Below are 23,495 nucleotides of genomic sequence, written 5' to 3'. Positions count from 1 at the left end.
CGCGCGATCGTTACGCAACCGCCCCGATCAGGTCGTGGCGGCGCAGCGCGTGCCGCAGCTGGTCGTAGCTCAGCCCCAGCGCCTCGGCGGTGGCGCGCTGGTTGAAGCGGTTGTCGGCGAGCGCCTTGGCGAGCAACTCGCGCTCGAACCGCGCAACCCGGCTCTTGAAGTCGGACGGGCCGACCTCGCAGGCCGCCACCTCCTCGTCTTCCGGCTCGGCGGGCGCCTCGCGCGACGGCTCGCCCGGCGATGTGCCCGCCGCGGCGGCTGATGGCGGCGCGCTCGACGCTGCCGGCCTCGGCGTACCGGGACGATAGGGCGAGGCGAAGGGATCGAACTCGATCTCGCCGATCGCACCGCCGCGTTCCCAGCGGTAGACCGCGCGCTCGACGACGTTGCGCAGCTCGCGCACGTTGCCGGGCCAACGATAGGAGCGCATCAGCTTCATCGCCTCATCGGTGAACCCCTCCCATTCGTCGCGGCCGAGCTCGGCGGCCATGCGGCGCCCGAAGAAGTCGGCGAGCACCGCGATGTCGCTGCGCCGCGCCCGCAGCGGCGGCAGCGTCACCACCTCGAACGACAGCCGGTCGAGCAGGTCGGCGCGGAAGGTGCCGGCGTCGACTCGGTCGGGCAGATGCTCGTTGGTCGCGGCGACGATGCGGACGTCGACACGGCGCGGGCGCGAGGCGCCGATGCGGGTCACTTCGCCATATTCGACCGCGCGAAGCAGCCGCTCCTGCGCCCCCATCGACAAGGTGCCGAGTTCGTCGAGGAAGAGCGTGCCGCCATCGGCCTCCTCGAAGCGGCCGACACGGGCCTTGGTCGCGCCGGTGAACGAGCCCGCCTCATGCCCGAACAGCTCGGCCTCGATCAGCGTCTCGGGCAGGGCTGCGCAGTTCATCGTCACCAGTGGCTGGTCCCAGCGCTGGCTGAGATGGTGGAGCCGCTCTGCCACCAGCTCCTTGCCGGTTCCGCGTTCGCCGATCACCAGGACCGGACGGTCGAGCCCCGCCGCGCGGCTGGCGCGCTCGAGCGCGTCGAGGAAAACGCCCGATTGACCGACGACCTGAGTGGTTCGCTCCATGCGCCAACTTCTGGCGCACAACGCCAAGCGCTGGCAACCGTCGAAATCTTCCTAGTGGCTTGAAGACGTGCTGGTGCGACCGAAAATGGCGGAAAAGCTAGGCTGACGAGCGTGCGGGTGGATTTGGCACGCCTCCTGCAAAGCTTCCGGTAACTCAGGACGAAGGAGACACACCATGACCCGCACCGATCGCACCAGCAAGCTCGCCGCGCTCGCCCTCACCCTCGTCGTCAGCGCCACCATGGTGCTCGGCGCCGTCGGTCCGGCGACCGCGCTCGGCGACGCACCGATCCACCGGGTGGCGTGACACGCCGCGCGGCACGGCACCCTCCCCGCCGCCCGCGCGATCCGCTACAAGGGACCGACTGACGCAGGAGTCCTTATCGAGATGGGCATTTTCTCCCGCACCCGCGACATCGTCGCCGCCAATATGGCCGAGCTGCTCGAGCGAGCGGACGACCCGGCGAAGATGGTCCGCATGATCATCCTCGAGATGGAGGAGACGTTGGTCGAGGTGCGCGCCTCCGCCGCCCGCACCATCGCCGATCAGAAGGAGATGCGGCGGCACATCCAGAAGCTGGCCGAGATCGAGGCGAGCTGGACGGAGAAGGCCGAGCTGGCGTTATCGAAGGATCGCGAGGACCTCGCGAAGGCGGCGCTGGTCGAGCGCGGCAAGGCGGCCGAGATGGGTGCGCAGCTGCGCGACGAGGTCGCCACGCTCGACGAGGCGCTGCGCTCGTCCGAGGAGGACATCGCCAAGCTGCAGAACAAGCTGCGCGAGGCGCGCGCCAAGCAGAACGCGATCGCGACTCGTCTGGAGAGCGCCAACACCAAGGCCAAGCTGCGCGAGATGTGGAACGGCCCCAAGACTCACGACGCGTTCAGCCGCTTCGAGGTGCTGGAGCGTCGCGCCGACGAGGCCGAGGGTCGCGCCGAGGCGATGGGCCTGACCCCGCGCACCCTCGACGACGAATTCGATGCACTGCGCTCCAGCGACAAGATCGACGCCGAGCTGGCGGCGCTCAAGGCCAAGCTGAACCGGGAGAATTGAGGTGGAAGACGTCTTTGTCCCGTTGATCGCGATCACCTCGCTGTTTATCGGCCTGCCCTGGCTGATCCTCCACTATGTGACGCGGTGGAAGACCGCGCCGCGGATGACCGACGAGGACGAGCGGCTGCTCGACGAGATGTACAATCTCGCGCGCCGGCTCGAGGATCGCGTCAACACCGTCGAGCGCATCGTCGCCGCCGACAATCCCGATTTCCGCCCGGGCATGGCCGATTACCGCGGCCAGCCCGACTATCGCCTCGACCAGCCCGCGACGCGCTCGATCGATCGGAGGAACTGATGTCCGACAGTCGTACCAAATTCTACCTCGATCCGCAGAACCGCCAATGGAAAGGCGTCTGCGCCGGGATCGCCGATTATACCGGTATCGAGGTCATCTGGGTTCGGGTGGCGATGGTGCTGCTGACGCTGGCGGGCGGCTTCCCGTGGACGCTGATCGCTTATGGCCTGATCGCCTGGATGGCGGAGCCCAAGCCCGCCGGCCTGTACCAGGACCGCGAGGACCAGAAGTTCTGGCAGGGCGTGCGCTCCAATCCGAAGCGCTCCACCGCCGAGGTGCGCGCCAAGTTCCGCGAGATCGACCGGCGGCTCGCCGACATCGAGCTGCACTATACCAGCCGCAACAGCGCACTCGCGCGCGAGATCGACAGCCTGCGCTGACACGGCGCGAGAGGGAGGCACGGACATGGACATGGGTTGGATGGTGCCGGTGGGGATCGTCACCGCGGTGAGCGCCTCGCACGCCTTTCGCACCTGGGTGCGCGCGCGCCACGGCTATCCGCTCGACGACGACCGGCGCGGCCGGCGACACCATGGCGCGCACCCGCTCGCCGGCGACACGATCGGCGCCGATCGCAGCGTCGCGCTGCTGGAGGCCGAGAACGAGCGGCTCACGGGCAAGGTCGGCCGGTTGGAGGAGCGGATCGCGGTGCTGGAGCGGATCGCGACGGATCCCGCAGTGCGCACCGCGCGCGAGATCGAGGCGCTGCGCGACCGCTGACGCCATAACCGGAGGAACACGCCATGTGGTTTGAACAGCTCAACGGTTTCACCCTCTTCATGCTGGCCTTCGTGGTGATCGGCCTGCCCGTGATCCTCGGCGTCGGCGGCGAGATGTTCCGCCGCTGGCTGACCCACAAGGAGCGGATGGCGCAGGTCCTGACCGAGGCCACCGCGGAAAGGGCCGCGCAATATGCGGCGCAGACCGAGCGGCTCGAGGCACGCGTCCGCGTGCTGGAACGGATCGCCACCGATCGCGGCGCCGACGTCGCGGCTCAGATCGAACAATTGCGCGACGATCGGCTCAACTGAGCCGCGCGCGCCACGAGGGAGAGTAAGATGGGTCCGTTCTCGATGGTCGTCGCCATCGTCTTCATCCTGATGATCGGCCGCGTACTGCAGGAACGCTACCGCGCGATCGGCCGGGTGCGCGACGGCGACGGCGCCGGTTACCCGAGCATCGACGTCGCCCGCTCGCAGGACGAAGTGCGCCAGCTCAAGGAGCGCGTCGCCGTGCTCGAGCGCCTCATCACCGACAACCACGGCCGCGCCGATCTGGAACGCCAGATCGAGCAGCTGCGCGACCGCTGACCTCAACCCGTACGGAGACGGCAGCCATGTCCGATCCCACTTTCTACCTCAGCATGGCAGCGACCGGGCTCGCCGGGCTGGCGATGCTGATCTACGCCGCGCTCAACGGCTGGCGCGGCTGGCTCCAGCTTCAGCACGAGCAGCTCGGGCACGAGCGCGTGGGCCACGCCCCGGCGCCGCCCAGCGCGGGCGCGCGGATCGAGATCGCCGATCTCAAGGAGCGGATCCGCAAGCTCGAGGCGATCGCGGCGGGAGTGGACCTCTGACCGGTGCAGCTCTGCGCGGTTGCGGCGCGCGCGTGCGGCGGCTAGCCCGCGCGCGATGACCGACACCGCTCCCACGCTCGACGCGATCCGCGAGGAATATGAGTTCGTCGAGGGCGATGACCGCTACCGCCTGCTCGTCGAGCTGGGCCGCTCACTCGAGCCGATGCCCGCGGCGCTCAAGACCGAGGCGACGCTGGTGCGGGGCTGCTCCGCCTCGGTCTGGGTCTATCCGACGGTGGCCGAGGACGGCACGCTCCACTTCCTCGCCGACAGCAACGCCGGGATCACCAAGGGGATCATCGCCCTGGTCCTGCTGACGGTGCAGGACCGCGCGCCGGGCGAGATTCTGGCGACGGATGTCGAGCGCGAACTCGAACCGTTCGAGCTCAAGGCGCAGCTCAGCTCGAACCGCACTCAGGGCATCCCGAACATGATCGCGCTTATCCGCGAGACCGCGAGGCGCTACGCTTGAGGCAAGCGGGTGGCGCGTGACATCCGCGCCTCCGTCCTCTCCGCCGTCATGCTGAACTCTATTCAGGATCCACCTGCCCGCAGGCGCCGCCGGCGGTGGATGCGCGGCACCGTGGATCCTGAAACGAGTTCAGGATGACGCGGAAGAAGGGCGACCATTGCGCTCCCTCGCCAGTGCGGCCACCCGTGTGCTCTCACCCTTCGCCGCGCAGCCCCGCCGCCAGCGTCGCGATATCGGCACCCGCCTCGACCAGCCGCCACCGATCGGGCGCCCGCGTGTCGACCAGGGTCACCGCCCCGCGCGGGCACACCCCGAGGCAGCGCACCTCGATCACGCCGAGCGCCGCCTTGCGCCCCTTGCCCAGCCCCGGCTCGTCGCGCAGCGCCTTCGCGAGCGACCGTTTGCCCTTGCGACCGAAGCCGCCGCCCAGCTTCTTCGAGCATTTGCCGCAGACCAGCAGCGCGCCGCCCCAGCGCGCGCGTACCTCATCCCTCACGCCTCTGCCCGCGGCTTCCAGGTGCGCGCGTCCTCGGCGGCGCGCAGCACCTCATAGGCCGCCTGAATCGCCTGGAAGCGCTTGGCCGCCTCGGCGTCGCCGGGCCGGACGTCGGGGTGGTTCGACTTGGCCAACCGGCGCCATGCCAGCCGCACGTCGTCGAAGGATGTATCGACCTCGAGCTCCAGCACCTCGAGCGCGCGCATCTCGTCGCGCGAGCGCGTGCCGTCGCCCGGCCCCGCCCAGGCCTGGTGGCGCGATTGCTGATAGCCGCCGGCGTCGCGGCGCTCGTCGGCCTCGCGCGCAGCGGCCTCCTCGGCGGAGAGGCCCTCGAAATAGTTCCAGCCGCGATTGTACTCGGCCGCGTGCGCCTGGCAGAAGTACCAGCGATCGGGGCTGTTGGGCGACTTAGGTGCGGGGCAGTCGCCGGGCTCCTCACAGCCGTGGCGATCGCACAACCGCACGTTCGCCGCTTCGCGGCCCGCGCCATAGCCGCGCCAGCGCGGGAAGCCCCAGTCGTTCGAGCGGGTGGGAATACGTGCCATGCGCCCCGGCACATAGGGTCCGCCGCCGCGCGCGCCAAGCGAGCGCGGCGGCGAAAATGCCAGGGGGCCTGTAAGCCGGGTTCTGTCCATCCCTCGCGGGACTGGGCGACCATTCCTCTCGGCGCGCCGTCGCCGACGCGCTCCAGCAACCAACCCGGGCGGCGAGCGGGAACACGCCCCGGACGCGCGAACGCGCCCCTGCCGCCCCTATTCGGTCTTGCTCCCGGTGGGGTTTACCGTGCCACGACCGTTGCCGGCCGCGCGGTGCGCTCTTACCGCACCCTTTCACCTTGGCCCGGCCGAAGCCGTGGCCGTCTGCTCTCTGTTGCACTGTCCCTGACCGCGGGCTCGCGCCCTTGGCCGGCGGGCGTTACCCGCCACCGTCGTTCCGTGGAGCCCGGACTTTCCTCGGCACGCTGTTGCGTGACGCGGCCGCCCGGCCCCCTGGCGCGGTCGCCCTAGCGGCTGCCGAGCCGCCTGGGAAGCGTCAGTCGTCGCCCCGCGGCCGCGGCAGCAGCAGCGCGAGCAGGATCATGCGGCACTCGGCGTCGATCTCCCCGTCGATCAGCTCCGGGCGGAAGCGCCGCTGGAATGCCATGATCGCCGCCATGCGGTCGGTGACGTCATAGCCGAAGCGCTCGAGCGCGAGGCAGAAGGCGGGCTCGCTCCAGAACGGGTCCATCAGGTTCTTGGTCGGCCGCGGCAGCGCCAGCCGCAGCCGCGCCAGCCGGTGCCACGGGAACAGCTCGCCCGGATCGCGCTTGCGCGCGGGTGCGACGTCGGAATGGCCGACGATATTGCCGCGCGTGATCTCGTAGCGGTCCTTCAGGTGCGCGACGAGCCGGATCACCGCGTCGACCTGCGGCTCGGGAAAGGCGCGGTAGCCGAACTCATGCCCGGGGTTGACGATCTCGATCCCGATCGCGGCCGAGTTGACGTCGTCGACGTCGCGCCAGTGCGACGCGCCGGCGTGCCAGGCGCGCTTGTCGTCCTCGACCAGCCGAAGGATCGTACCGTCCTCGTCCACGACATAGTGGCTCGACACCTCGGCCGCGGGGTCGCGCAGCCGCGCGACCGCCTCCTCGGCGCTGCGCATCCCGGTGTAATGGAGCACGATCATCGAGATCGGCAGCTTGCGCTCGTTGAAATTGGGCGACGGCGCCTCGACACATCTCATGCTCGTCGCTCACCCTTTGCCGCCGTCCGGATCGTCACGATCGCCACCCCCAGCATCGCCACCGCGCCCCCGGCGACCATCGGCCAGGTCAGCGGCGTGCCGAACCAATAGGATGCGGCGGCGACGCTGACCACCGGCGCGGCGAGCGTCAGCGGCGTGACGGTCGAGACCGGGTGGCGCTGCAACAGCCACATCATCGAACCGTGGCCGAGCACGGTCGAGCCGATCCCGGAGAAGGCGATCGGCAGCAGCGCCGCGATCGGCGTTCGCGGCAGCCGCGCGATCGCCCCCGGCTCGAACCACCACGACGCCGCCGCCAACGTCAGCGTCCCGAGCAGACCGATCCACGCGTAGATCGTCAGCACCGGCACGCCGACGAGCCGGCGCTGGATCAGCGAGCAGATCGCCCACACCAGGCTGCTCGCCGCCGTCAGTGCCAGTCCCAGTCCCTCGCGCGCCGCGGCAGGATCGAACACCAGCAGCCCCACCCCGGCGAAGGCGAGCAGGATCCCGATTACGCGCGGCGCGTGGATCCGCTCGCGCAGCACCGCGATCGCGAGCAGCAGCGAGAAGGGCACGCCAAGCTGTCCCGCGATCGCGAGCGCCCCGACATTGTCGGACACCGCGAGGCTGAGATTGATGAAGACGTAGAACAGTCCGCCCGAGAGCACGCCCAGCGCGAGCAGCGGCACCATCTTGCCTGGCACGACGCGCAGCGCACTGGCGCAGACCAGCAGCACGATCAGCTGGCGCAGCATGCCCGCGGTGATCGGCGGGACGAGCGCGACCGCCTCCTTCACCGCGACGATGTTGAGCCCCCAGAGCAGGTTCATCATCACCACCACGGCGAGATCGCGCGCGCCGAACGTGGTGGCGGACGGCGGGGCGGCGGTGATCGGGTCGGCGCTGCTCACGCCCCGTCGAATCGCGGACTTAGCGAGCGGTGTAAAGCTGCTCCGGTGTGTCGGGCGCGCCGACCCGCTCGTAGAAGCCGCGCGCGCGCCGGCACGGGCGCAGCCGCTCCGACTGGCCGATCACCGTCTCGCCCGCGCCGAGCAGCAGCACGCCGCTGGGCTTGAGCGCGGCGGCGAGCCGCTCCAGCACCTGCTCGCGCAGGTGCGGCGCGAGGTAGAACAGCACGTTGCGGCACAGGATCAGGTCGAATAGGCCGGCCGGCGCCGGGTCGGTCACCAGATTGTGGCGGCGATAGGCGATCGTCGCGAGCAGCTTGGGCTGCGCCACCCACTGATCGTTCAGCGCGCTCTCGAACCACTGCATCATGCGCCGGATCGGCAGGCCGCGCTGGATCTCGAACTGGCTGTAGCTGCCCGCGCGCGCGCGGGCGATCGCGGCGGCGGAGACGTCGGTGGCGACGATCTCGGGCATAGGCCCGCCCGCCTCGGCGAACAACATCGCGAGCGACAGCGGTTCCTGCCCCGTGGCGCAGGCGGCGCACCACACGCGCGCGGGCGCCGGCTGCTCCTGCACCAGCTTGGCGGCGGCCTCGATCACGCCGGCGTCGCGGTAGAAGCTGGTCTCCTGGTTGAGCAGCGAGTCGACGATCCGGTCCGCCAGTGCGGTATCGTGACGTTCCATCAGCCTCGCCGTGAGTTGTTCGACCCGATCGAGCCCGAGCGACTGAAGCAGCGGCTTCAGCGCGGCGTCGAATTTCCAGCTGCGGCCGGCGGCAATGCGCTGGCCGGTGCGCGCCTCGAGCAGCGCGGCGAAGACCTGCGCCGAGCCCGCGTCGATCGTCGGCTGTCCCTGCGCCGCCGCGCTCACCGCCCGCCCCCCGCAGCGATCATCGCGCCGAGCTCGGCGGGCGACATCACGCCCTGCGCCAGGCCAGCCTTGGCGACCGCGCCCGGCATGCCCCACACCACCGAGCTGCCGCGATCCTGCACCAGCACGGTGCCGCCCGCGTCGCGCACCGCACGCGCGCCCTCGAGCCCGTCGCGGCCCATGCCGCTCAGCACGATCGCGAGCAGGCGCGGGCCGTAGACCGCGGCGAGGCTCGCGAACATCGGATCGACCGAGGGCAAATTGCCGGTCGGCGCGGGCGCCTGCGACAGCCGCGTGGCCGCCCCGCCGTCGTGGAGCGCGTGCGCGACGAGGTGGGCGTTGCCCGGCGCGATCACCACTTCGCCGGCGCGGACGCGGCCATGATCCTGCGCGATGACGCTAGGGCGCTTCGCCGAGACGCCGACCTGGGCGGCGAAGTAGGGCGAGAAGGACGGCGGCAGGTGCTGCGTGACCAGGATCGGCTGGGTCACCGCGGCGGGCACCTCGGCGAGCAGCGAGGCGAGCGCGTGGATGCCGCCGGTGGAAGCGCCGATCGCGATCGCTTCGAAGGCGGGCGCCGCCGGTACGAGCGTCGCGGGAGCGAAGCCGCGGCGCGCCGGTTCGATCACGGCCACCGCGCCGGCCGGCGCAGCAGGGGCGGCGAGCACGTCGAGCCGCGCCAGCAGGGTGTCGCCGAAGCGGCTGGCGAAGGCACCCGCGACAGGCTTGACCAACGTGTCGGCCGCGCCGAGCGCGAGCGCGCGCATCGTGACCTCGGCGCCCTCCGCCGCGGTGCTCGACACGATCAGCACGCGTGCGCCGGCCCCGGCGACGAGCAGCTGCGGCAGCGCGTCGATCCCGCTCTGTCGCGGCATCTCGAGATCGAGCAGGATCACGTCGACCCGCTGCGTCGCCAGGAAGGCGAGCGCGCGCGAGGCGTCGCCGACCGCGCCGGCCAGCTCGAACCGGCCGCTCGCCTCGATGTAGCGACCGAGGGCGGCGCGCGCGACCGCCGAATCGTCGACGATCAGCACGCGCGGCGCCGCGCCGCGCGACGAGGCCAGAGAGGACGCGAACTGCGGCATGGCAGCGATCGGCGCGGGTGCGGCGGGCGTCGGCGTCAGGCGACGCCGACGATCTGGAGTTTGCTCTGCAGCGTCTCGCGATCGAACGGCTTCATCACATATTCGTCGGCGCCGGCCTCGATCGCCGCGCGGATGTGCGCCATGCCGTTCTCGGTGGTGCAGAACACCACCTTCGGGCGCGCGGGCAGCGGCTCGTCGCCGAGCGCGCGGAGGAACTCCATGCCGCTCATCACGGGCATGTTCCAGTCGAGCAGGATGACGTCGGGGCAGGAGGCGCGGCAGGCGGTGAGCGCCTCGCGGCCGTCCCCCGCCTCCGCGACGGTGAAGTCGAGCGTCTCCAGGATATGCCGGGCGACCTTGCGGATCACCTTGGAGTCATCGACGATCAGGCAAGTTCTCATGGGGCGGTCCTGCGATACCAAGCGTGGCCTGCTTGTGCCGCGCGAGGGGTAAGTTTGACGTTAACGGCGACGGGAAAGTTGTTCCGGTCGCGGTGTCACAGGGCACTGAATGGATGACACCGCGGATTCAGTTTCATCCGCCATCCCGGACGTGATCCGGGATCCATGCTCGCGCTTGCGTGAAGCCGGAAGAGTGCGCGGCGCCATGGATGCCGGGCCAAGCCCGGCATGACGAACCGGAGACGCTCGCCCCCTGGCTTGGCCCGGTCAGGCCAGCGCGCTGGCGCGCGCGACCAGCCGATCGACGTCGAGCGCCAGCAACGTCTCCTGCTGCCCCTCGCCGATGCCGGTGACGAAATCCCACTCGCCAGCGGTGTCCAGCCCCGCTGGCGCAGCGCCGAGCTGGAAGGTGGAGACGTCCTCGAGCGAGTCGACGGCGATGGCGTAGAGATGGCCGTCGACGATCGTCGCCACGGCGCGGCCACCCTCGCGACGCGTCTCGTCGGGACAGCGAGCGACCCCGAGCAGCGTGCGCACATCCAGCACGGTGGCGACGCGGCTCCGCATCGCCGCCAGCCCGATCACCGAGGCGGCGGCGCCGGGCGCGGGCACCACCGCGCCGACCTCGACCACCGAATCGACCCGCTCGGCGTCGAACAGCACGCCGCAGCCGCCGATCCGCGCCACGAGTTGCAGCGATCCGATCATGCGCGATGCTCCTTCAGCGCGGCGATCAGCGCGCCGCGATCGTAACGGTAGAGTGGCTGGCCGCGCGAGCGGCTGAGCCGCAGCGCGGGCACCGGCGCGCTGTCGGCTTCCTCGTCGATGGCGAGCGCGATGGCGGGGCGCTCGCCCGGGTTGACCGCGCGGACCACCCGGTAGCCGGCCTGCTCGATCGTCGGTTTGAGGAAGGCCTCCATCCATGCACCCTCGCTGCCGTGGAGCAGGCAGAGCGGACGCTCGGCCGCGACGGGCAAGGCGGCGAACAGCGCGAGCGGGTCGACCATTTCGATCGGCTCGCCCGCGACCACCGCCAGCCCCGCGATGATGCCGTGCGGATCGGCGGCGGGCGACAGTTCGTCGGGCAGCGGCACGATCTCGACCGCCTCCTCCACGGGATAGGCGAGCTCGAGACCGTCGGCCTGGAGCCGCAGCACGGTTCGCACGGTCTCAGCGACCACCCCCTGGCCCGCCCAGACCGGCACCGAGCGGCCGTCGATGGTCAGCCAGGTGCCGCCCGCGAGCGAGCGCACCGCGCCGGCGGCGACCTTCTCGATCCGGTCGACCGCGTCGGACACGATCAGGCGGCGCTCGCCGTCGACGTCGAGGAAGAGCAAGGCCCGCACCGGCTCGACCGCGACGGAGGCGGAGGCCTGCGCCTGGGCCTGCTCGAAGGTCAACCCCGCCTTGGCGGCGATGCCGGAACAGTCGAGCAGCAGGATCGGCAGACCATCGTCGGGCAGCATCTGCCCGGCGTAGAGGCCCGCGCGCATCACCGCGGGCGCGGCGGGCTTGACGACGAGCTCCTGCGTGTCGCGCACGCCGTCGAGTGCGAGCGCGAAGCGGCCCTCGCGCAGGGAGACGATGGCGAGATAGCGCGGCGGCTCGGCGGGCGCGCGATCGAGCAGGTCGCCCAGCTCGACCATCGGCAACCGCTGGCCGCGCAGCAGCACGATCGAACCCGTCCCGACGCGATCGACCCGCACCGCGCCGCCGTCGACCGCGACGATCTCGTCGACCGACTGGCGCGGCACCGCGAAGCGCGTGCCCGCGGCGTCGACCAGCACCGCGTTGAGGATGGCGAGCGTCAGCGGCACCTCGAGCGATACGGTGAGCCCCTGCCCCGGACGGTTGACCAGCGAGATGCGCCCGCCGGCCTGTTCGACATTCGCCTTGACCACATCCATCCCGACGCCGCGGCCCGACAGCGCGGTGACCTCGTCGCGCGAGGACAGGCCGGGCTCGAAGATCAGTCGCAGCCGTGCCTCCTCGTCGAGCCCGCGCAGCTCGGCGGCGCGCGACGGCTGGTCGCGCAGGATCTTGGCGATGAGCCGGTCGGTGTCGACGCCGCGGCCGTCGTCGACGATGTCGATGATGATGAGGTTGCCCGCCTGTCGCGCGACCACGCGCAGCTCGCCGGTGCCGGGCTTGCCTGCGAGGATGCGATCGGCGCGGTCCTCCAGCCCGTGATCGACCGCGTTGCGGACGATATGAACGAGCGGATCGCGCAGCAGCTCGATCATCTCGCGGTCGAGCTCGACGTCGCCGCCCTCGATCACCAGCGACACCGCTTTCCCGAGCGAGGAGGCGGAGTCGCGCGCCAGCCGCGGCAGCGCCGAGAAGAGCGCCTCGACGCGCTGCATGCGGGTGCGGGTAACGGTGTCGCGCAGCTCGTCGACCGACAGGCTGAGCCGCTCGAGCATGGCTTCCAGCCGCGGGTCCTCGATCAGGCGCAGGTGGCGTGCGAGCTGGTTGCGCGCCAGCACCATGTCGGACACGCCGCTCATCATGCGGTCGAGCAGGTCGACCGAGAGCCGCACCGAGCGCTTGTGCCCGGCGCGCTGCGCGGTAGCGGCGAGCATCGAGGGGTCGGGCGGCGTCGCCGTGCTCGGGACCGCGACGGCGGATGTGGCGGCGGCGGGAACGGCGTCGAGCGCGGCGATCAGCAGCGCCTCGCCGCCATCGTCGAGCGACTCGCCCGCGTCGATCGCCTCGACCAGGTCGCCGATCCGGTCGATGATCGCGAGGATGGCGCTGACGAGCGCGCTGTCGGGCACCCGGTCACCGCCGCGGACCGCGGCGAGCGCGTCCTCGGCGGCGTGGCTGAGTCGGGCGAGCCGCGGCAGGTCGAGGAAGCCGCAGCTGCCCTTGATGGTGTGGACGAAGCGGAAGATCGAATCGAGCCGCGCGCGGTCGCTCGGATCGGCCTCCCAGCCGACGATCTCGCCCGAGAGCGCCTCGAGCGTCTCGCGCGTTTCGGCGATAAATTCCTGCAGCAGATCGTCCATGCGGCCCCGTCGCGTCGTGTCGGCGAGCGGGGCATGGCACGGCGGCGGTTAAAAGGGTGTTTACTGAAGGAAGGCGCGGCGCCGGCGGAGCCGAGGCCGCGCCGCGAGGCTCCTACTTGAGCGTCCCCGTGAGGCGGAACGAGGCGAGTGTGCCGTCGTCCTTTTTCACAGCGACGACCATCGCCAGCTCCTTGCCGCCGGGGCCGAACGGCCGCCCACGGAACTCGCCCGTCACCTTGCCGTCGCTGCTCTGGAACGTGCCCTTGATGTGCTTCGTCGCGTCGATTGACCCGGTGAGCACGACATCCGTCGCCTGACCGCCGTCATGGATCAGCGGGATGGTGCCGCCGATCGTGCTCTTCGCCAGATCGACGGTGAGCGGCGCAGGCTTGACGCCCAACTTGTTTCCTTCCTCTCCGATGAGAGCGGCATAGGTGAGCGTTCCCGTACCGTTGATCTCGGCCGGGTTGGTCGGCGCACCGATGACGAAGTGGCGATACGTGCCGGCGTCAGCATACTCGGCGAACAGGAAATACTGGTACGATGACAGTGCACTCGGTAATTCGAGCGCCACTAGTTGTCCACCGCTTTGAATGTGTATTCCCGCCCCACCGCTGATCCCAGGAAACGAGAATACACCACCGTTGGGAAGATCGGCGCTGTCGGCAAAGGTGATCTTACTTTCACCTTTTACGAAGGAAGTGGCAGCACTATCAGACGATGAAAACTCTGCGGTCTTGAATTTACCGTCCACGGCGGTGGACGAGAATCGGTCATACCCTTTGAAGGTCCGATCGATCGTGAGATTGGCGGCCTTGTCGTACGAGTAGGTCTGCGGCGTGGGCGAAGGCGCCGGTGCTGGGGTCGTCGTTCCAGCCTTCTTGCTGCTTGCCGTGGCGGACGCCTGGGCATCCTTGCCGTCGTCACCGCAGCCGCTGAGCATCAGCGCCAGCATCATCGCGGTCGCCATCGTTGTCCGTCGCATCATAAATTTCGCCCCAAAAGATCTCACATCCGCACGGTCGGATGCATGATCATTTTAGAGCGAACCCCGTTCCCGCGTTGTTCCTTTAGCGCCTGTATGGGTCAGCCGTTTCAATCCCTCCGCTCAACGGCTTGTCGTCGCGGCTCGCCGAGTTGAGCCGGAGAGGCGACTTTTATCTATTCGGCAGCGCCGCGCCGAATAGCAAGGTCCCGTCGACCGCGTCGCTCACCATCACCGAGCCGCCCGCCTCGGCCGCTATCGTATTGACCAGGAACGCCGCCGCCGCCCGCGGGGTGATCGCCGCGCCGTTCGCGCCGTCGGTCAGCGTCGCGCGCAGCTCGGGGTCGAGCACCAGCCGAGGACCCTCGGCGCGCAGCACGATCTCGGTCGTCTCGGCGCTCTCCTCCACCCCGATCGTGACCGTGCCGCCCCGCACCAAGGTGTCGCCCGCGATCAGCGCGAGATTGAGCAGCACCTTCACCGCCGCCTTGGGCAGCTCGGGCTCCTCGATCAGCCATTGCAGTTGCAGCCGCTTGTTGTCACCGAGCAGCCCCTCCACCGCCTGACGCGCCTCGCGCACGTCGACCCGCTCGCCGAAGCCCCCCGCCGCGCCGAACGCCAGGCGGAAGAACTTGAGCTTGTTGGCGGACACCCGCGCGCTCTCGTTGAGCAGCTCGAGGCAGCGCGCGCGCATCTCGGGATCGGTCTCGTCGTTGAGCAGCTCCAGCCCGTTGTTGAGCGCGCCGACCGGAGAGAGCAGGTCGTGGCACAGGCGCGAGCACAGCAGGGAGGCGAAGTCGACCGGGCTGATCGTCATGTCGAGGAATTACTCCGCGCGGGGGGCGTCGCCGCCTTGTGGCGGCTCGTGCCCGGCTCCGCAACCGTCGTCGCGCATCGCGACCGGAACGAAGCGGCCGTGCAGCGCGCCGTCTTCGACCGCGCGCCATGCTGTCACCGCCTCGCCCGCCACGATGAGCCACAGGCTGCCGTCGGGTATGGCGTCGGCGGCGTCGCGCGGCGAGGGACTCGCGTCACCGCTCGGGTGCGAATGGTAATGGCCGAGCACCGCCGGTGCGCCGGCGCGCGCCGCGCGATGCGCCGCGAGCAGCGCGGCGGGATCGAGCTCGAAGCGCGTCGCCGGGGTCGCGGCGACGTTGCGGCACGGCAGCGCCCGCTCCACGTGCTCCCCGCGACCGAGCAGCAGACCGCAGACCTCGTCGGCGCTGCCGGCCGCGGCTGCGATCAGTTCGTCACGCAGGCGGATTGAAATATCGACCATCGTCGCCACATAGCATGGAGCAATGGACCGGGGGGTTTCCATCATCTCAGCGACGATCGCACCCTCCTCGGACGGGTGGCGGCTCGATCGTGCGCTCGCGGAGGCGGTGCCGACGCTGTCGCGCGAGCGGCTCAAGGTGCTGATCAACGCGGGTCAGGTGACGCAGGACGGCGCGGCGGTGCGCGATCCGTCGCGCAAGTCGCGCGCGGGCGACGCCTATGCGGTCGCGGTCCCTGCCCCCGCCCCCGCGCACAACGAGGCGCAGAACATCCCGCTGGTTGTCGCGTACGAGGACGATCACCTCATCGTCGTCGACAAGCCTGCCGGTCTGGTCGTCCACCCGGCGGCGGGCAACCTCGACGGTACGCTGGTCAATGCGCTGCTCCACCATTGCGGCGGGTCGCTCTCCGGGATCGGCGGCGTGGCACGGCCGGGGATCGTGCATCGCATCGACAAGGATACGTCGGGGCTGATGGTGGCGGCCAAGACCGACCGCGCGCATGAGGGCCTCGCCAAGCAGTTCGCCGCGCACACCATCGATCGTCGCTACCGCGCGATCGTCAATGGCCGGCCGATGCCGGCGGCAGGCAGCGTCGACGCGCCGCTCGCGCGGTCGGCCGCCAACCGCAAGAAGGTCGCGATCGTCGCCGGTGGCAAGCGGGCGGTGACCCACTATTCGCTGCTCCAGCCGCTGCGCGACGCAGCGTTGGTCGAGTGCCGGCTCGAGACCGGGCGGACTCACCAGGTGCGCGTCCACATGGCGTCGCTCGGCCACGCCTTGCTGGGCGACCCCGTTTACGGTAGAACGAAACCAGCACATCGCGGCGTGATCGAAACGCTCGGTTTCCGCCGCCAGGCCTTGCACGCCGCCCGCCTCGGGTTCATCCACCCGATCACTGGCGACGCGCTGTCGTTCGACAGTGCGATGCCGCGGGACATGCAGGAACTGTTCAGTCAGCTCGTCGTATAGGTGCGAAGCGCATGCCGTCTGGCACTAGTCCGGACATCGTCGCGTTTCCCGCCAGGAAGGGAGATCAAGGATCATGGCAGCACGCAGCAACGTCCCGGCGACGATCCCTGCGCTCGGCGGGGAGCAGAGCCTCAACCGCTATCTCGCCGAGATCAAGAAATTCCCGATCCTGGCGCCCGAGCAGGAATATATGCTCGCCAAGCGCTTCCAGGAGCATGGTGATACCGAGGCGGCGGCGCAGCTCGTCACCAGCCACCTGCGCCTCGTCGCCAAGATCGCGATGGGCTATCGCGGCTATGGCCTGCCCGTCAGCGAGCTGATCTCCGAGGGCAATATCGGGCTGATGCAGGGCGTGAAGAAGTTCGAGCCCGATCGCGGCTTCCGCCTCGCCACCTATGCGATGTGGTGGATCCGCGCCTCGATCCAGGAATTCATCCTGCGCTCGTGGAGTCTGGTGAAGATGGGCACCACCGCGGCGCAGAAGAAGCTCTTCTTCAATCTCCGCCGCATGAAGGCGCGGCTCGACGCGTTCGAGGACGGCGACCTTCGTCCCGAGGACGTGCAGAAGATCGCGACCGATCTCGGCGTCACCGAGGCCGACGTGGTCAGCATGAACCGCCGCATGGCGATGGGGGGCGACACCTCGCTCAACGTCTCGATGCGCGAGGACGGCGAGGGCCAGTGGCAGGACTGGTTGCAGGACGACGCGCCGCTGCAGGACAAGGTCGTCGCCGACCAGCAGGAGGCGGACGTGCGCCACGACATGCTGGTCAACGCGATGAGCGACCTCAACGATCGCGAGAAGCACATTCTTACCGAGCGGCGTCTCACCGACGATCCCAAGACGCTGGAGGAGCTGAGCCAGGTCTATGGCGTCAGCCGCGAGCGCGTCCGCCAGATCGAGGTGCGCGCGTTCGAGAAGCTCCAGCGCGCGATGATGCGGCTGGCGGGCGAGAAGCGGCTGCTGACCGCCTGACGTGGCGCGCGGCGCGGATGCGGTGATCGTCGGCGGCGGGGCCGCCGGCATCGCCGCGGCGCGCCACCTTCACGACGCCGGTCGCGACGTGTTGCTGCTCGAGGCGGGCGATCGGCTCGGCGGGCGCGCCCATAGCATCGCGATCGGGAAGGCGACGCTGGACCTCGGCTGCGGCTGGCTCCACTCCGCCGGACGCAATCCTTGGACCGGGATCGCGCGCGCGCGCGGCTTCACCGTCGCGACCGACACCGCGCGCTGGGGCGAACAGTGGCGCGACCTCGGCTTTCCGCGCGACGATCATCGTGCCGCCAACGCCGCACGCGAGCGGATGACGGCGGCCGCTCATGCCTTGGCGGCAGCGCCCGATCGCGCGCTGGGCGCGGCGGTGCCGTCGGATGAGCGCTGGCGGCCGCTGCTCGACGCCATCTCGCGCTTCGCCAACGGCGCCGCGATCGACGACGTCTCGCTCCATGACTGGCTCGCCTATGAGGATGCCGCGACGGAGGACAATTGGGCGGTGCGCGAGGGTTACGGCACGCTGATCGCAGATCATGCGCGTGGGCTGCCGGTGCGGCTCGGCTGCGCTGTGACGCGGGTCGATCACCGCGGCGCGCGCCTACGTGTCGAGAGCGCGGCCGGAACGATCGAGACCGAGGCGGTGGTCGTGACGGTCCCGACCCCGGTGCTGGCGCGCGGCGGGATCGCCTTCGAGCCCCCGCTGGCCGACAAGGTCGGCGCCGCGGCCGGGCTGCCACTCGGCGTCGCCGACAAGGTGATGCTGCGCGTCGACCGGCCCGACTGGCCCGCCGACTCGCACCTGATGGGCAATCCCCATTCGGCGGATACTGCGACCCATCGCCTGTCGCCCTTCGGCTACCCGCTGATCGAGAGCTTCCTCGGCGGCCCGACCGCCGACGCGCTGGAGGACTCGGACGCCGCTGCCGCCTTCGTCGTCGACGAGCTGGTCGCGCTGCTCGGCGGTGAGTGGCGCGCGCGGCTCCATCCGGTCACCGCGACCCGCTGGCGGCACGAGCCGTGGATCGGGGGCAGCTACTCGCACGCGGCGGTCGGCCACGCCGGTGCGCGCGCGGTGCTCGCGGCGCCGGTCGACGCGCGGCTGTATTTCGCGGGGGAGGCCTGCTCGCCGCACGATTTCTCGACCGCGCACGGGGCATATGAGACCGGGATGGCGGCGGCGCGGGCGATCCTCGGCGAGGTGTGAAGGCGTCAGTACACTGACAGCCTCTCTCCATGCTTCTCACCGCCACGCGGGCCCGCTACCACGCGTCACATGTTCCGCCTGCTCCGGCTCCTGCTCAAGCTCGTCCTCGGCTTCATCCTGGTCTCGGTCGCCTGGGTGCTCCTCTACGCCGTCGTGCCAGTGCCGTTCACGCTGACCATGGCGGGCGACCTGTTCGCCGGACGCGGCGTCACCAAGGAGTGGCGTCCCCTCGCCGCGATCGACCCCGACATGCCCCGCGCCGCGATCGCCGGCGAGGACAGCAAGTTCTGCACGCACCACGGCTTCGACTGGGGCGCGATCGCGGGCGCGGCCATGCACAATGCCGAGGGCAAGCGCATCCGAGGCGGCTCCACCATCAGCCAGCAGACCGCCAAGAACGTCTTCCTGGTCCAGGGCGGCGGCTATGTCCGCAAGGCGCTGGAGGCGTGGTTCACGCTGCTGATCGAGACATTCTGGGGCAAGCGCCGGATCATGGAAGTCTATCTCAACGTCGCCGAGACCGGGATCGGCACCTACGGCGTCGAGGCGGGCTCGATCCGCTATTTCCGCCACTCGGCCGAGCGGCTGAGCCCGATCGAGGCGGGACGGATCGCCGCGGTGCTGCCACTGCCCAAGAAGCGCGCCGCGATCGACCCGAGCGGCTTCGTGCGCCGGCACGGCGACCGGCTGGCGCGCTACGTCGGGGTGGTGCGCCGCAACGGGCTGGACGCTTGCCTGCGATGAGGCGTGGCGTGGAGGCTTAGGCGCAACCTTGGCCCACTCTATCTCCGTCATCCCGGACTTGGTCCGGGATCCACCTCGCCTCACTCTCAGGAACCGAGGTGCTCGCGACACGGTGGGTCCTGAAACAAGTGCAGGATGACGCTGCCAACTGAGGTGCGGTCACTTCTCAGAGCCGCCACGATTCCGTTACTTCGCGGCGCGATCCACGGCGGCGCCAGCTTTGTCGGCGGTGTCGCCGACGCTCTTCGCCGCCGAGGTGATCGCGTTGTTCTTGGCGACCTCACTATCGTTGCGGACGAGCAGCAGATAGGCGCCGACGATCACCGCCAGCAGCACCGCCAGCCCGATCAGCACGCCGCCGCCGCCGCGACGCTCGATCACCGTCGTGTGCGGGGTCTGGATTACGCGGTCGTCGCTCATGGCATCCTCCTCTCACCTGAGTGAGCGAAGGAATGCGAGCGACGGGCGCTTGTTCCCGCCGCGCAACAATCCGACTGTCCCGCCTCAGAACGGTAGCTTGAACCCCGGCGGCAGCGGCAGACCGCTGGTCATCTTCGACATTTCAGTCGAGGAGACCGCGTCCGCCTTGGTCCGCGCGTCGTTGAACGCGGCGGCGACGAGGTCCTCGAGCATCTGCTTCTCCGAGGGCACGATCAGCGAGTCGTCGATCGCGACGCCGATGATCCGCCCCTTCGCCGAGGCGCGGACCTTGACCAGCCCGCCGCCGGCGACGCCCTCCACCTCGATCGTGTCGAGGCTGTCCTGCGCCTTCTGCAGTTCGTTCTGAACGTTCTGGGCCATCGCCAGGATGTCGTTGAGATCCTTCACGTGATACTCCGCTTGGCTGGTTTGGGGTCGATCAGTTCGGCCTCGGGAAAAGCCTCGAACGCGGCCGCGACGATCGGATGCGCGCGCGCCGCATCGTGGCGCGCCTGCACCGCGTCCTGCTCCGCCTCGAACATCGTCGGCGCGCCGGGTGCATCCGCGACCGCGATCTTCCACGGCATGCCGGTCGCCTCGCGCAGCACCGCGGCGAGTTCGGTCAGCGTGTCAGTGGAGAGCGGACGCGCGCCGCTCAGTACGATCTCGGGCGGGGCGTAGCGGACCAGGCTGGCGCCGCGCTTGAGGCGGACGAGCAGCTCGAGCTTGTTGAGGTCGTCGAGCAGCGCGAGCACGCCCGCGAACTCGCTCGGTACGCGGTCCGCCGGCGACGGCGGTGCGGGCGGCGCCACCGGTGCGGCGGCGGGCGCCGGCATCGCCCCGCCCGCGAGCCGGCGCGCCAGCTCGCCCGGATCGGGCAGCGTCGAGGCGTGGATCGCGCGCAGCAGCGCCATCTCGGCGGTCTCGATCGGCAGCGCGGCGCGCTGGACCTCCTCATGCCCCTTGAGAAACAGCTGCCACAGGCGGTGGAGCAGCGGGAACGACAGCTTGTCGGCCCAGTCGCGATAGGCGGCGCGCTCCTCGGCGGGCTGCGCCATATCATCGGGCGCGCCGACCTTGACCTGGGTGACGCCGTGCACCGCCTCGAGCAGGGCGCGGATCACGCCGAGCGGGTCGACGCCGAGATCGTACTGGCGCCGCAGTGCGGCGAGCGCTCCCGGCGCGTCGCCCGCCAGCACCAGCCCGAGCAGGTCGCGCACCGCGCTGCGGTCGGACAGGCCGAGCATCTCGCGCACCGCGTCGGCGCTGACGCCGCCGCCGGCCAGGTCGGCGTGCGCGATCGCCTGGTCGAGGATCGACAGCCCGTCGCGCGCCGAGCCTTCCGCGGCGCGCGCGATCAGCGCCAGCGCCTCGGGCTCGGCCAGCGCGCCCTCGGCCTCGACCACGCGCGCGAAATGATCAGCGAGCAGGGTCGCGGGGATGCGGCGGAGGTCGAAGCGCTGGCAGCGCGACAGCACGGTGACCGGCACCTTGTTCACCTCGGTGGTGGCGAACAGGAACTTGACGTGCGCGGGCGGCTCCTCGAGCGTCTTGAGCAGCCCGTTAAAGGCCGCCTTCGACAGCATGTGGACCTCGTCGACGATGTAGATCTTGTAGCGCGCCGAAACCGCGGCGTAGCGCGACGCCTCGATGATCTCGCGCACGTCGTCGATGCCGGTGTGGCTGGCGGCGTCCATCTCGATCACGTCGATATGGCGCCCCTCGGCGATCGCGCGGCACGGTTCGCATACGCCGCACGGGTCGATCGTCGGGCCGCCCTGCCCGTCGGGACCGACGCAGTTGAGCGCCTTGGCGATCAGCCGCGCGGTCGAGGTCTTGCCGACGCCGCGGACACCGGTGAGCAGGAAGGCGTGCGCGATGCGGTCGCGCTTGATCGCATTGGCGAGCGTCTGCACCATCGCGTCCTGGCCGATCAGCGCCTTGAACGACTGCGGGCGATATTTGCGCGCCAGCACGCGATAGGGCTGTGCGCCCGCGGGCGGCGGCGGGGTCTCGAGATCGAGGGATTCGGCCATCGCTGCCGGATATAGGGCGTGGGGTCGCGCTTGTCGAAGGATGCGGGCGCGGCGAGGCTCATGCCCGCGCGCCGGTCATCGCGACGCGCGCAACAAGACCGAGCTTGGGGGTCGGCGGTATACCGACCCCGCACGCACGAAGGTCACGGTGGCGCGGCGAAGCGCGCCTTGGCCTCACCCTTGGCCGAGCGCCTCCGCCACGACGCGGTTGACGATCCGTCCGCCGCGCACGTTGACGCCCTCCATCAGCCCGGCGTCCGCCTCGGCCGCGGCATAGCCCTTGTCGGCCAGCGCGAGGCCGTACGGCAGCGTCGCATTGTTGAGCGCGTGGCTCGAGGTGAGCGGCACCGCGCCGGGCATGTTGGCAACGCAATAATGGATCACGCCATCGACCTCATAGGTCGGCTCGGCATGCGTGGTGGCGTGGCTGGTCTCGAAGCAGCCGCCCTGGTCGATCGCGACGTCGACCAGCACTGCGCGCGGCTTCATCAACGCGAGCATCGGCCGGGTCACCAGCTTGGGCGCCGACGCGCCCGGGATCAGCACCGCGCCGATCACCGCGTCGGCCTCGGCCACCTCATGCTCGATCGCCTCCAGCGTCGAGACTCGCGTGCGCACGCGCCCGCCGAACAGCTCGTCCAGCTCGCGCAGCCGCGGGATCGAGCGGTCGATCACGGTCACCTCGGCGCCGAGCCCAACCGCCATGCGGGCGGCATGGGTGCCGACCACGCCGCCGCCGAGCACGACGATCCGCGCCGGCTGCACGCCCGGCACGCCGCCGATCAGCACGCCGCGCCCGCCGTTGACCGCCTTGAGCGCGGTGCCCGCCGCCTCGATCGACAGCCGCCCCGCGACCTCGCTCATCGGCGCGAGCAGCGGCAGGTGGCCGCGCCGGTCGGTCACCGTCTCATAGGCCACCGCGGTGACGCCCGATGCCATCAGCCCCTTGGCCTGCTCAGGATCGGGTGCGAGGTGGAGATAGGTGAAGAGGATCTGGTCCTCACGCAGCTGCACCCACTCGCTCGGCTGCGGCTCCTTGACCTTGACGATCATCTGCGCGGTGGCGAACACCTCCTCGGCGGTGTCGACGATCGCGGCACCGGCGGCGCGATAGGCCTGGTCGTCGGCGGCGATGCCCGCCCCCGCGCCCGTCTGCACCACCACGTCGTGGCCACGCGCGACATATTCGCGCACCGCGCCGGGCGTCAGGCCGACGCGATATTCGTGGTTCTTGATCTCCTTGGGTACGCCGACGCGCATGTTCCAGGCTCCTCTATCCTGCGCGAAGGATAGCGCGTCGGCGGCGCCGAGTCCGCGCGAAGAGGCCCGTCCGCAGGTGGCCGCGCACCGAGTTCATGCGCTAATGGGAAGCATGCCGCAGGAATCCACCGCTCTCGACCGAATCGACCGCCGCCTGATCGCGCTGCTGCTCGGCAACGCGCGCGCGACCGCCTTAACGCTCGCCGAGGCGATCGGGCGTTCCGCCACCGCGGTCGCTCGGCGCCAGCGCGCACTGGAGGAGGCTGGCGTGATCACCGGTTACGCCGCGCGGCTCGACCTCGCCAAGCTGGGCTGCGCGACGATCGTCCACATCAAGGTGACGCTGGAGAGCCAGCGCAAGGACGTGCTCGACTCGTTCGAGCAGGCGATCGCGGCGAGCCCCTCGGTGGTGCGCTGCGACCTCATGTCGGGCAGCTACGACTATCTGGTGACCATACGGGCGCGCGACCTCGGCGACTTCGCGCGGATCCACCGCGAGGAGCTGTCGCGGCTTCCGGGGGTCACGCAGATGGAATCGGGCTTCGTGCTGCGGGAGGTGGTCGCGCCGCGGTTGCCGCTGACGCTGCTGGAGTGATGGGTGAAACGATAAGCGGGCGGCGCCCAGCTA

General features: G+C 70.3%; 31 protein-coding genes and 1 other RNA gene. 14 read left to right on the top strand and 18 right to left on the bottom strand.

What is annotated here, in order from left to right; genetic code table 11:
* Positions 1 to 10: 10 nt before the first annotated feature.
* Positions 11 to 1,084, bottom strand: a complete 1,074-nt coding sequence (gene pspF, locus FHY02_RS02785; RefSeq protein WP_183920250.1) for a phage shock protein operon transcriptional activator — start codon at positions 1,082 to 1,084, stop codon at positions 11 to 13.
* A 175-nt stretch (positions 1,085 to 1,259) separates the two neighbouring features.
* Here pspF and FHY02_RS22815 point away from each other — a divergent pair, with 175 nt between their 5' ends.
* The 9 genes from FHY02_RS22815 (at position 1,260) to FHY02_RS02745 (ending at position 4,481) form a co-directional block, all read left to right on the top strand.
* The gene (locus tag FHY02_RS22815; protein WP_260159435.1) at positions 1,260 to 1,391 is read left to right on the top strand and encodes a hypothetical protein; all 132 of its coding nucleotides are present in this window, start codon (positions 1,260 to 1,262) and stop codon (positions 1,389 to 1,391) included.
* 81 nt (positions 1,392 to 1,472) lie between these two features.
* Positions 1,473 to 2,135 carry a phage shock protein PspA gene (gene pspA, locus FHY02_RS02780; protein WP_183920248.1) on the top strand — a complete coding sequence of 221 codons (663 nt, stop codon included), beginning with the start codon at positions 1,473 to 1,475 and terminating at the stop codon, positions 2,133 to 2,135.
* Between the two features lies 1 nt (position 2,136).
* Complete coding sequence (pspB, locus tag FHY02_RS02775; protein WP_183920246.1) at positions 2,137 to 2,433, top strand: envelope stress response membrane protein PspB; 297 nt, start codon at positions 2,137 to 2,139, stop codon at positions 2,431 to 2,433.
* Positions 2,433 to 2,813 carry an envelope stress response membrane protein PspC gene (gene pspC / locus FHY02_RS02770; protein WP_183920244.1) on the top strand — a complete coding sequence of 127 codons (381 nt, stop codon included), beginning with the start codon at positions 2,433 to 2,435 and terminating at the stop codon, positions 2,811 to 2,813. Before pspB ends, pspC begins: the two co-directional genes overlap by 1 nt.
* 31 nt (positions 2,814 to 2,844) lie before the next feature.
* Positions 2,845 to 3,153 (top strand): hypothetical protein, encoded by a 309-nt coding sequence (locus FHY02_RS02765; RefSeq protein ID WP_183921399.1) that lies wholly within the window; start codon positions 2,845 to 2,847, stop codon positions 3,151 to 3,153.
* 113 nt (positions 3,154 to 3,266) lie between these two features.
* Positions 3,267 to 3,464 carry a hypothetical protein gene (locus FHY02_RS02760; protein ID WP_373369008.1) on the top strand — a complete coding sequence of 66 codons (198 nt, stop codon included), beginning with the start codon at positions 3,267 to 3,269 and terminating at the stop codon, positions 3,462 to 3,464.
* Positions 3,465 to 3,506: 42 nt separating this feature from the next.
* The gene (locus FHY02_RS02755; RefSeq protein WP_260172579.1) at positions 3,507 to 3,743 is read left to right on the top strand and encodes a hypothetical protein; all 237 of its coding nucleotides are present in this window, start codon (positions 3,507 to 3,509) and stop codon (positions 3,741 to 3,743) included.
* Positions 3,744 to 3,769: 26 nt separating this feature from the next.
* Positions 3,770 to 4,009 (top strand): hypothetical protein, encoded by a 240-nt coding sequence (locus FHY02_RS02750; protein WP_183920240.1) that lies wholly within the window; start codon positions 3,770 to 3,772, stop codon positions 4,007 to 4,009.
* Between the two features lie 55 nt (positions 4,010 to 4,064).
* The gene (locus FHY02_RS02745) at positions 4,065 to 4,481 is read left to right on the top strand and encodes a SufE family protein (protein ID WP_183920238.1); all 417 of its coding nucleotides are present in this window, start codon (positions 4,065 to 4,067) and stop codon (positions 4,479 to 4,481) included.
* A 193-nt stretch (positions 4,482 to 4,674) separates the two neighbouring features.
* On the opposite strand, the gene FHY02_RS02740 is transcribed toward FHY02_RS02745, so the two are convergent.
* The 13 genes from FHY02_RS02740 to FHY02_RS02680 form a co-directional block, all read right to left on the bottom strand.
* Positions 4,675 to 4,977, bottom strand: coding sequence for a (2Fe-2S) ferredoxin domain-containing protein (locus FHY02_RS02740; protein WP_183920235.1), 303 nt, complete (start codon positions 4,975 to 4,977; stop codon positions 4,675 to 4,677).
* A complete protein-coding gene (locus FHY02_RS02735; protein WP_183920233.1) occupies positions 4,974 to 5,522 on the bottom strand; it encodes a J domain-containing protein in 549 nt (182 codons plus the stop codon). Before FHY02_RS02735 ends, FHY02_RS02740 begins: the two co-directional genes overlap by 4 nt.
* A 55-nt stretch (positions 5,523 to 5,577) precedes the next feature.
* An RNA gene (gene rnpB / locus FHY02_RS02730) (RNase P RNA component class A) lies at positions 5,578 to 5,970 on the bottom strand.
* 39 nt (positions 5,971 to 6,009) lie between these two features.
* Positions 6,010 to 6,699 carry an N-acetylmuramoyl-L-alanine amidase gene (locus FHY02_RS02725; RefSeq protein WP_183920231.1) on the bottom strand — a complete coding sequence of 230 codons (690 nt, stop codon included), beginning with the start codon at positions 6,697 to 6,699 and terminating at the stop codon, positions 6,010 to 6,012.
* Positions 6,696 to 7,613, bottom strand: coding sequence for a DMT family transporter (locus tag FHY02_RS02720; RefSeq protein WP_311722364.1), 918 nt, complete (start codon positions 7,611 to 7,613; stop codon positions 6,696 to 6,698). Before FHY02_RS02720 ends, FHY02_RS02725 begins: the two co-directional genes overlap by 4 nt.
* A gap of 19 nt (positions 7,614 to 7,632) precedes the next feature.
* Positions 7,633 to 8,481: a CheR family methyltransferase gene (locus FHY02_RS02715; protein ID WP_183920229.1), complete on the bottom strand. Its 849-nt coding sequence runs from the start codon at positions 8,479 to 8,481 to the stop codon at positions 7,633 to 7,635.
* Positions 8,478 to 9,566: a chemotaxis protein CheB gene (locus tag FHY02_RS02710; RefSeq protein ID WP_183920227.1), complete on the bottom strand. Its 1,089-nt coding sequence runs from the start codon at positions 9,564 to 9,566 to the stop codon at positions 8,478 to 8,480. The genes FHY02_RS02715 and FHY02_RS02710 overlap by 4 nt, the downstream gene beginning before the upstream one ends.
* A gap of 35 nt (positions 9,567 to 9,601) precedes the next feature.
* Entirely contained in the window at positions 9,602 to 9,967 is a 366-nt protein-coding gene (locus tag FHY02_RS02705) for a response regulator (RefSeq protein ID WP_183920224.1), read from the bottom strand.
* Positions 9,968 to 10,234: 267 nt separating this feature from the next.
* Positions 10,235 to 10,675 carry a chemotaxis protein CheW gene (locus FHY02_RS02700; protein ID WP_183920222.1) on the bottom strand — a complete coding sequence of 147 codons (441 nt, stop codon included), beginning with the start codon at positions 10,673 to 10,675 and terminating at the stop codon, positions 10,235 to 10,237.
* Positions 10,672 to 12,975 carry a chemotaxis protein CheA gene (locus FHY02_RS02695; protein ID WP_183920221.1) on the bottom strand — a complete coding sequence of 768 codons (2,304 nt, stop codon included), beginning with the start codon at positions 12,973 to 12,975 and terminating at the stop codon, positions 10,672 to 10,674. Before FHY02_RS02695 ends, FHY02_RS02700 begins: the two co-directional genes overlap by 4 nt.
* 112 nt (positions 12,976 to 13,087) lie before the next feature.
* Positions 13,088 to 13,945 (bottom strand): hypothetical protein, encoded by an 858-nt coding sequence (locus FHY02_RS02690; RefSeq protein ID WP_183920219.1) that lies wholly within the window; start codon positions 13,943 to 13,945, stop codon positions 13,088 to 13,090.
* Positions 13,946 to 14,132: 187 nt separating this feature from the next.
* Complete coding sequence (locus FHY02_RS02685; RefSeq protein WP_183920217.1) at positions 14,133 to 14,777, bottom strand: histidine phosphotransferase family protein; 645 nt, start codon at positions 14,775 to 14,777, stop codon at positions 14,133 to 14,135.
* Between the two features lie 9 nt (positions 14,778 to 14,786).
* The gene (locus FHY02_RS02680; protein WP_183920215.1) at positions 14,787 to 15,239 is read right to left on the bottom strand and encodes a Mov34/MPN/PAD-1 family protein; all 453 of its coding nucleotides are present in this window, start codon (positions 15,237 to 15,239) and stop codon (positions 14,787 to 14,789) included.
* A 22-nt stretch (positions 15,240 to 15,261) separates the two neighbouring features.
* Here FHY02_RS02680 and FHY02_RS02675 point away from each other — a divergent pair, with 22 nt between their 5' ends.
* From FHY02_RS02675 to mtgA, 4 genes are all read left to right on the top strand, one after another.
* Positions 15,262 to 16,209: an RluA family pseudouridine synthase gene (locus tag FHY02_RS02675; protein ID WP_183920213.1), complete on the top strand. Its 948-nt coding sequence runs from the start codon at positions 15,262 to 15,264 to the stop codon at positions 16,207 to 16,209.
* 73 nt (positions 16,210 to 16,282) lie between these two features.
* Positions 16,283 to 17,185 carry an RNA polymerase sigma factor RpoH gene (rpoH, locus tag FHY02_RS02670; protein ID WP_183920212.1) on the top strand — a complete coding sequence of 301 codons (903 nt, stop codon included), beginning with the start codon at positions 16,283 to 16,285 and terminating at the stop codon, positions 17,183 to 17,185.
* Position 17,186: 1 nt separating this feature from the next.
* Positions 17,187 to 18,407: an NAD(P)/FAD-dependent oxidoreductase gene (locus tag FHY02_RS02665; RefSeq protein ID WP_183920209.1), complete on the top strand. Its 1,221-nt coding sequence runs from the start codon at positions 17,187 to 17,189 to the stop codon at positions 18,405 to 18,407.
* A gap of 69 nt (positions 18,408 to 18,476) precedes the next feature.
* Positions 18,477 to 19,151, top strand: coding sequence for a monofunctional biosynthetic peptidoglycan transglycosylase (gene mtgA / locus FHY02_RS02660; protein WP_183920208.1), 675 nt, complete (start codon positions 18,477 to 18,479; stop codon positions 19,149 to 19,151).
* Between the two features lie 186 nt (positions 19,152 to 19,337).
* On the opposite strand, the gene FHY02_RS02655 is transcribed toward mtgA, so the two are convergent.
* From FHY02_RS02655 to ald, 4 genes are all read right to left on the bottom strand, one after another.
* Positions 19,338 to 19,571: a hypothetical protein gene (locus tag FHY02_RS02655; protein WP_183920206.1), complete on the bottom strand. Its 234-nt coding sequence runs from the start codon at positions 19,569 to 19,571 to the stop codon at positions 19,338 to 19,340.
* Between the two features lie 84 nt (positions 19,572 to 19,655).
* Complete coding sequence (locus FHY02_RS02650; protein WP_183920204.1) at positions 19,656 to 19,979, bottom strand: YbaB/EbfC family nucleoid-associated protein; 324 nt, start codon at positions 19,977 to 19,979, stop codon at positions 19,656 to 19,658.
* Entirely contained in the window at positions 19,976 to 21,607 is a 1,632-nt protein-coding gene (locus FHY02_RS02645; RefSeq protein ID WP_183920202.1) for a DNA polymerase III subunit gamma/tau, read from the bottom strand. The genes FHY02_RS02650 and FHY02_RS02645 overlap by 4 nt, the downstream gene beginning before the upstream one ends.
* Positions 21,608 to 21,781: 174 nt before the next feature.
* On the bottom strand, positions 21,782 to 22,867 hold the full coding sequence (ald, locus tag FHY02_RS02640; RefSeq protein ID WP_183920200.1) for an alanine dehydrogenase: 1,086 nt from the start codon (positions 22,865 to 22,867) through the stop codon (positions 21,782 to 21,784).
* Positions 22,868 to 22,979: 112 nt separating this feature from the next.
* On the opposite strand from ald, the gene FHY02_RS02635 reads away from it, so the two are divergent.
* Complete coding sequence (locus FHY02_RS02635) at positions 22,980 to 23,462, top strand: Lrp/AsnC family transcriptional regulator (RefSeq protein ID WP_183920198.1); 483 nt, start codon at positions 22,980 to 22,982, stop codon at positions 23,460 to 23,462.
* The last annotated feature ends 33 nt before the right edge of the window (positions 23,463 to 23,495 follow it).

The sequence above is a fragment of the Sphingomonas sp. BK069 genome, from assembly GCF_014193405.1.
In the GTDB taxonomy this organism is placed as follows: Bacteria; Pseudomonadota; Alphaproteobacteria; order Sphingomonadales; family Sphingomonadaceae; genus Sphingomonas.
The sequence above is the reverse complement of the archived record's forward strand: the minus strand, read 5'-3'. Positions and strand labels throughout refer to the sequence as shown.

Excerpts from the sequence above, each read along its gene's own strand:
- pspF (WP_183920250.1), bottom strand. The coding sequence starts at position 1,084 with ATGGAGCGAACCACTCAGGTCGTCGGTCAATCGGGCGTTTTCCTCGAC.
- FHY02_RS22815 (WP_260159435.1), top strand. The coding sequence starts at position 1,260 with ATGACCCGCACCGATCGCACCAGCAAGCTCGCCGCGCTCGCCCTCACC.
- pspA (WP_183920248.1), top strand. The coding sequence starts at position 1,473 with ATGGGCATTTTCTCCCGCACCCGCGACATCGTCGCCGCCAATATGGCC.
- pspC (WP_183920244.1), top strand. The coding sequence starts at position 2,433 with ATGTCCGACAGTCGTACCAAATTCTACCTCGATCCGCAGAACCGCCAA.
- FHY02_RS02765 (WP_183921399.1), top strand. The coding sequence starts at position 2,845 with ATGGGTTGGATGGTGCCGGTGGGGATCGTCACCGCGGTGAGCGCCTCG.
- FHY02_RS02760 (WP_373369008.1), top strand. The coding sequence starts at position 3,267 with ATGTTCCGCCGCTGGCTGACCCACAAGGAGCGGATGGCGCAGGTCCTG.
- FHY02_RS02755 (WP_260172579.1), top strand. The coding sequence starts at position 3,507 with ATGGTCGTCGCCATCGTCTTCATCCTGATGATCGGCCGCGTACTGCAG.
- FHY02_RS02750 (WP_183920240.1), top strand. The coding sequence starts at position 3,770 with ATGTCCGATCCCACTTTCTACCTCAGCATGGCAGCGACCGGGCTCGCC.
- FHY02_RS02745 (WP_183920238.1), top strand. The coding sequence starts at position 4,065 with ATGACCGACACCGCTCCCACGCTCGACGCGATCCGCGAGGAATATGAG.
- FHY02_RS02735 (WP_183920233.1), bottom strand. The coding sequence starts at position 5,522 with ATGGCACGTATTCCCACCCGCTCGAACGACTGGGGCTTCCCGCGCTGG.
- FHY02_RS02725 (WP_183920231.1), bottom strand. The coding sequence starts at position 6,699 with ATGAGATGTGTCGAGGCGCCGTCGCCCAATTTCAACGAGCGCAAGCTG.
- FHY02_RS02710 (WP_183920227.1), bottom strand. The coding sequence starts at position 9,566 with ATGCCGCAGTTCGCGTCCTCTCTGGCCTCGTCGCGCGGCGCGGCGCCG.
- FHY02_RS02705 (WP_183920224.1), bottom strand. The coding sequence starts at position 9,967 with ATGAGAACTTGCCTGATCGTCGATGACTCCAAGGTGATCCGCAAGGTC.
- FHY02_RS02700 (WP_183920222.1), bottom strand. The coding sequence starts at position 10,675 with ATGATCGGATCGCTGCAACTCGTGGCGCGGATCGGCGGCTGCGGCGTG.
- FHY02_RS02695 (WP_183920221.1), bottom strand. The coding sequence starts at position 12,975 with ATGGACGATCTGCTGCAGGAATTTATCGCCGAAACGCGCGAGACGCTC.
- FHY02_RS02690 (WP_183920219.1), bottom strand. The coding sequence starts at position 13,945 with ATGGCGACCGCGATGATGCTGGCGCTGATGCTCAGCGGCTGCGGTGAC.
- FHY02_RS02685 (WP_183920217.1), bottom strand. The coding sequence starts at position 14,777 with ATGACGATCAGCCCGGTCGACTTCGCCTCCCTGCTGTGCTCGCGCCTG.
- FHY02_RS02680 (WP_183920215.1), bottom strand. The coding sequence starts at position 15,239 with ATGGTCGATATTTCAATCCGCCTGCGTGACGAACTGATCGCAGCCGCG.
- FHY02_RS02675 (WP_183920213.1), top strand. The coding sequence starts at position 15,262 with ATGGACCGGGGGGTTTCCATCATCTCAGCGACGATCGCACCCTCCTCG.
- rpoH (WP_183920212.1), top strand. The coding sequence starts at position 16,283 with ATGGCAGCACGCAGCAACGTCCCGGCGACGATCCCTGCGCTCGGCGGG.
- mtgA (WP_183920208.1), top strand. The coding sequence starts at position 18,477 with ATGTTCCGCCTGCTCCGGCTCCTGCTCAAGCTCGTCCTCGGCTTCATC.
- FHY02_RS02655 (WP_183920206.1), bottom strand. The coding sequence starts at position 19,571 with ATGAGCGACGACCGCGTAATCCAGACCCCGCACACGACGGTGATCGAG.
- FHY02_RS02645 (WP_183920202.1), bottom strand. The coding sequence starts at position 21,607 with ATGGCCGAATCCCTCGATCTCGAGACCCCGCCGCCGCCCGCGGGCGCA.
- ald (WP_183920200.1), bottom strand. The coding sequence starts at position 22,867 with ATGCGCGTCGGCGTACCCAAGGAGATCAAGAACCACGAATATCGCGTC.
- FHY02_RS02635 (WP_183920198.1), top strand. The coding sequence starts at position 22,980 with ATGCCGCAGGAATCCACCGCTCTCGACCGAATCGACCGCCGCCTGATC.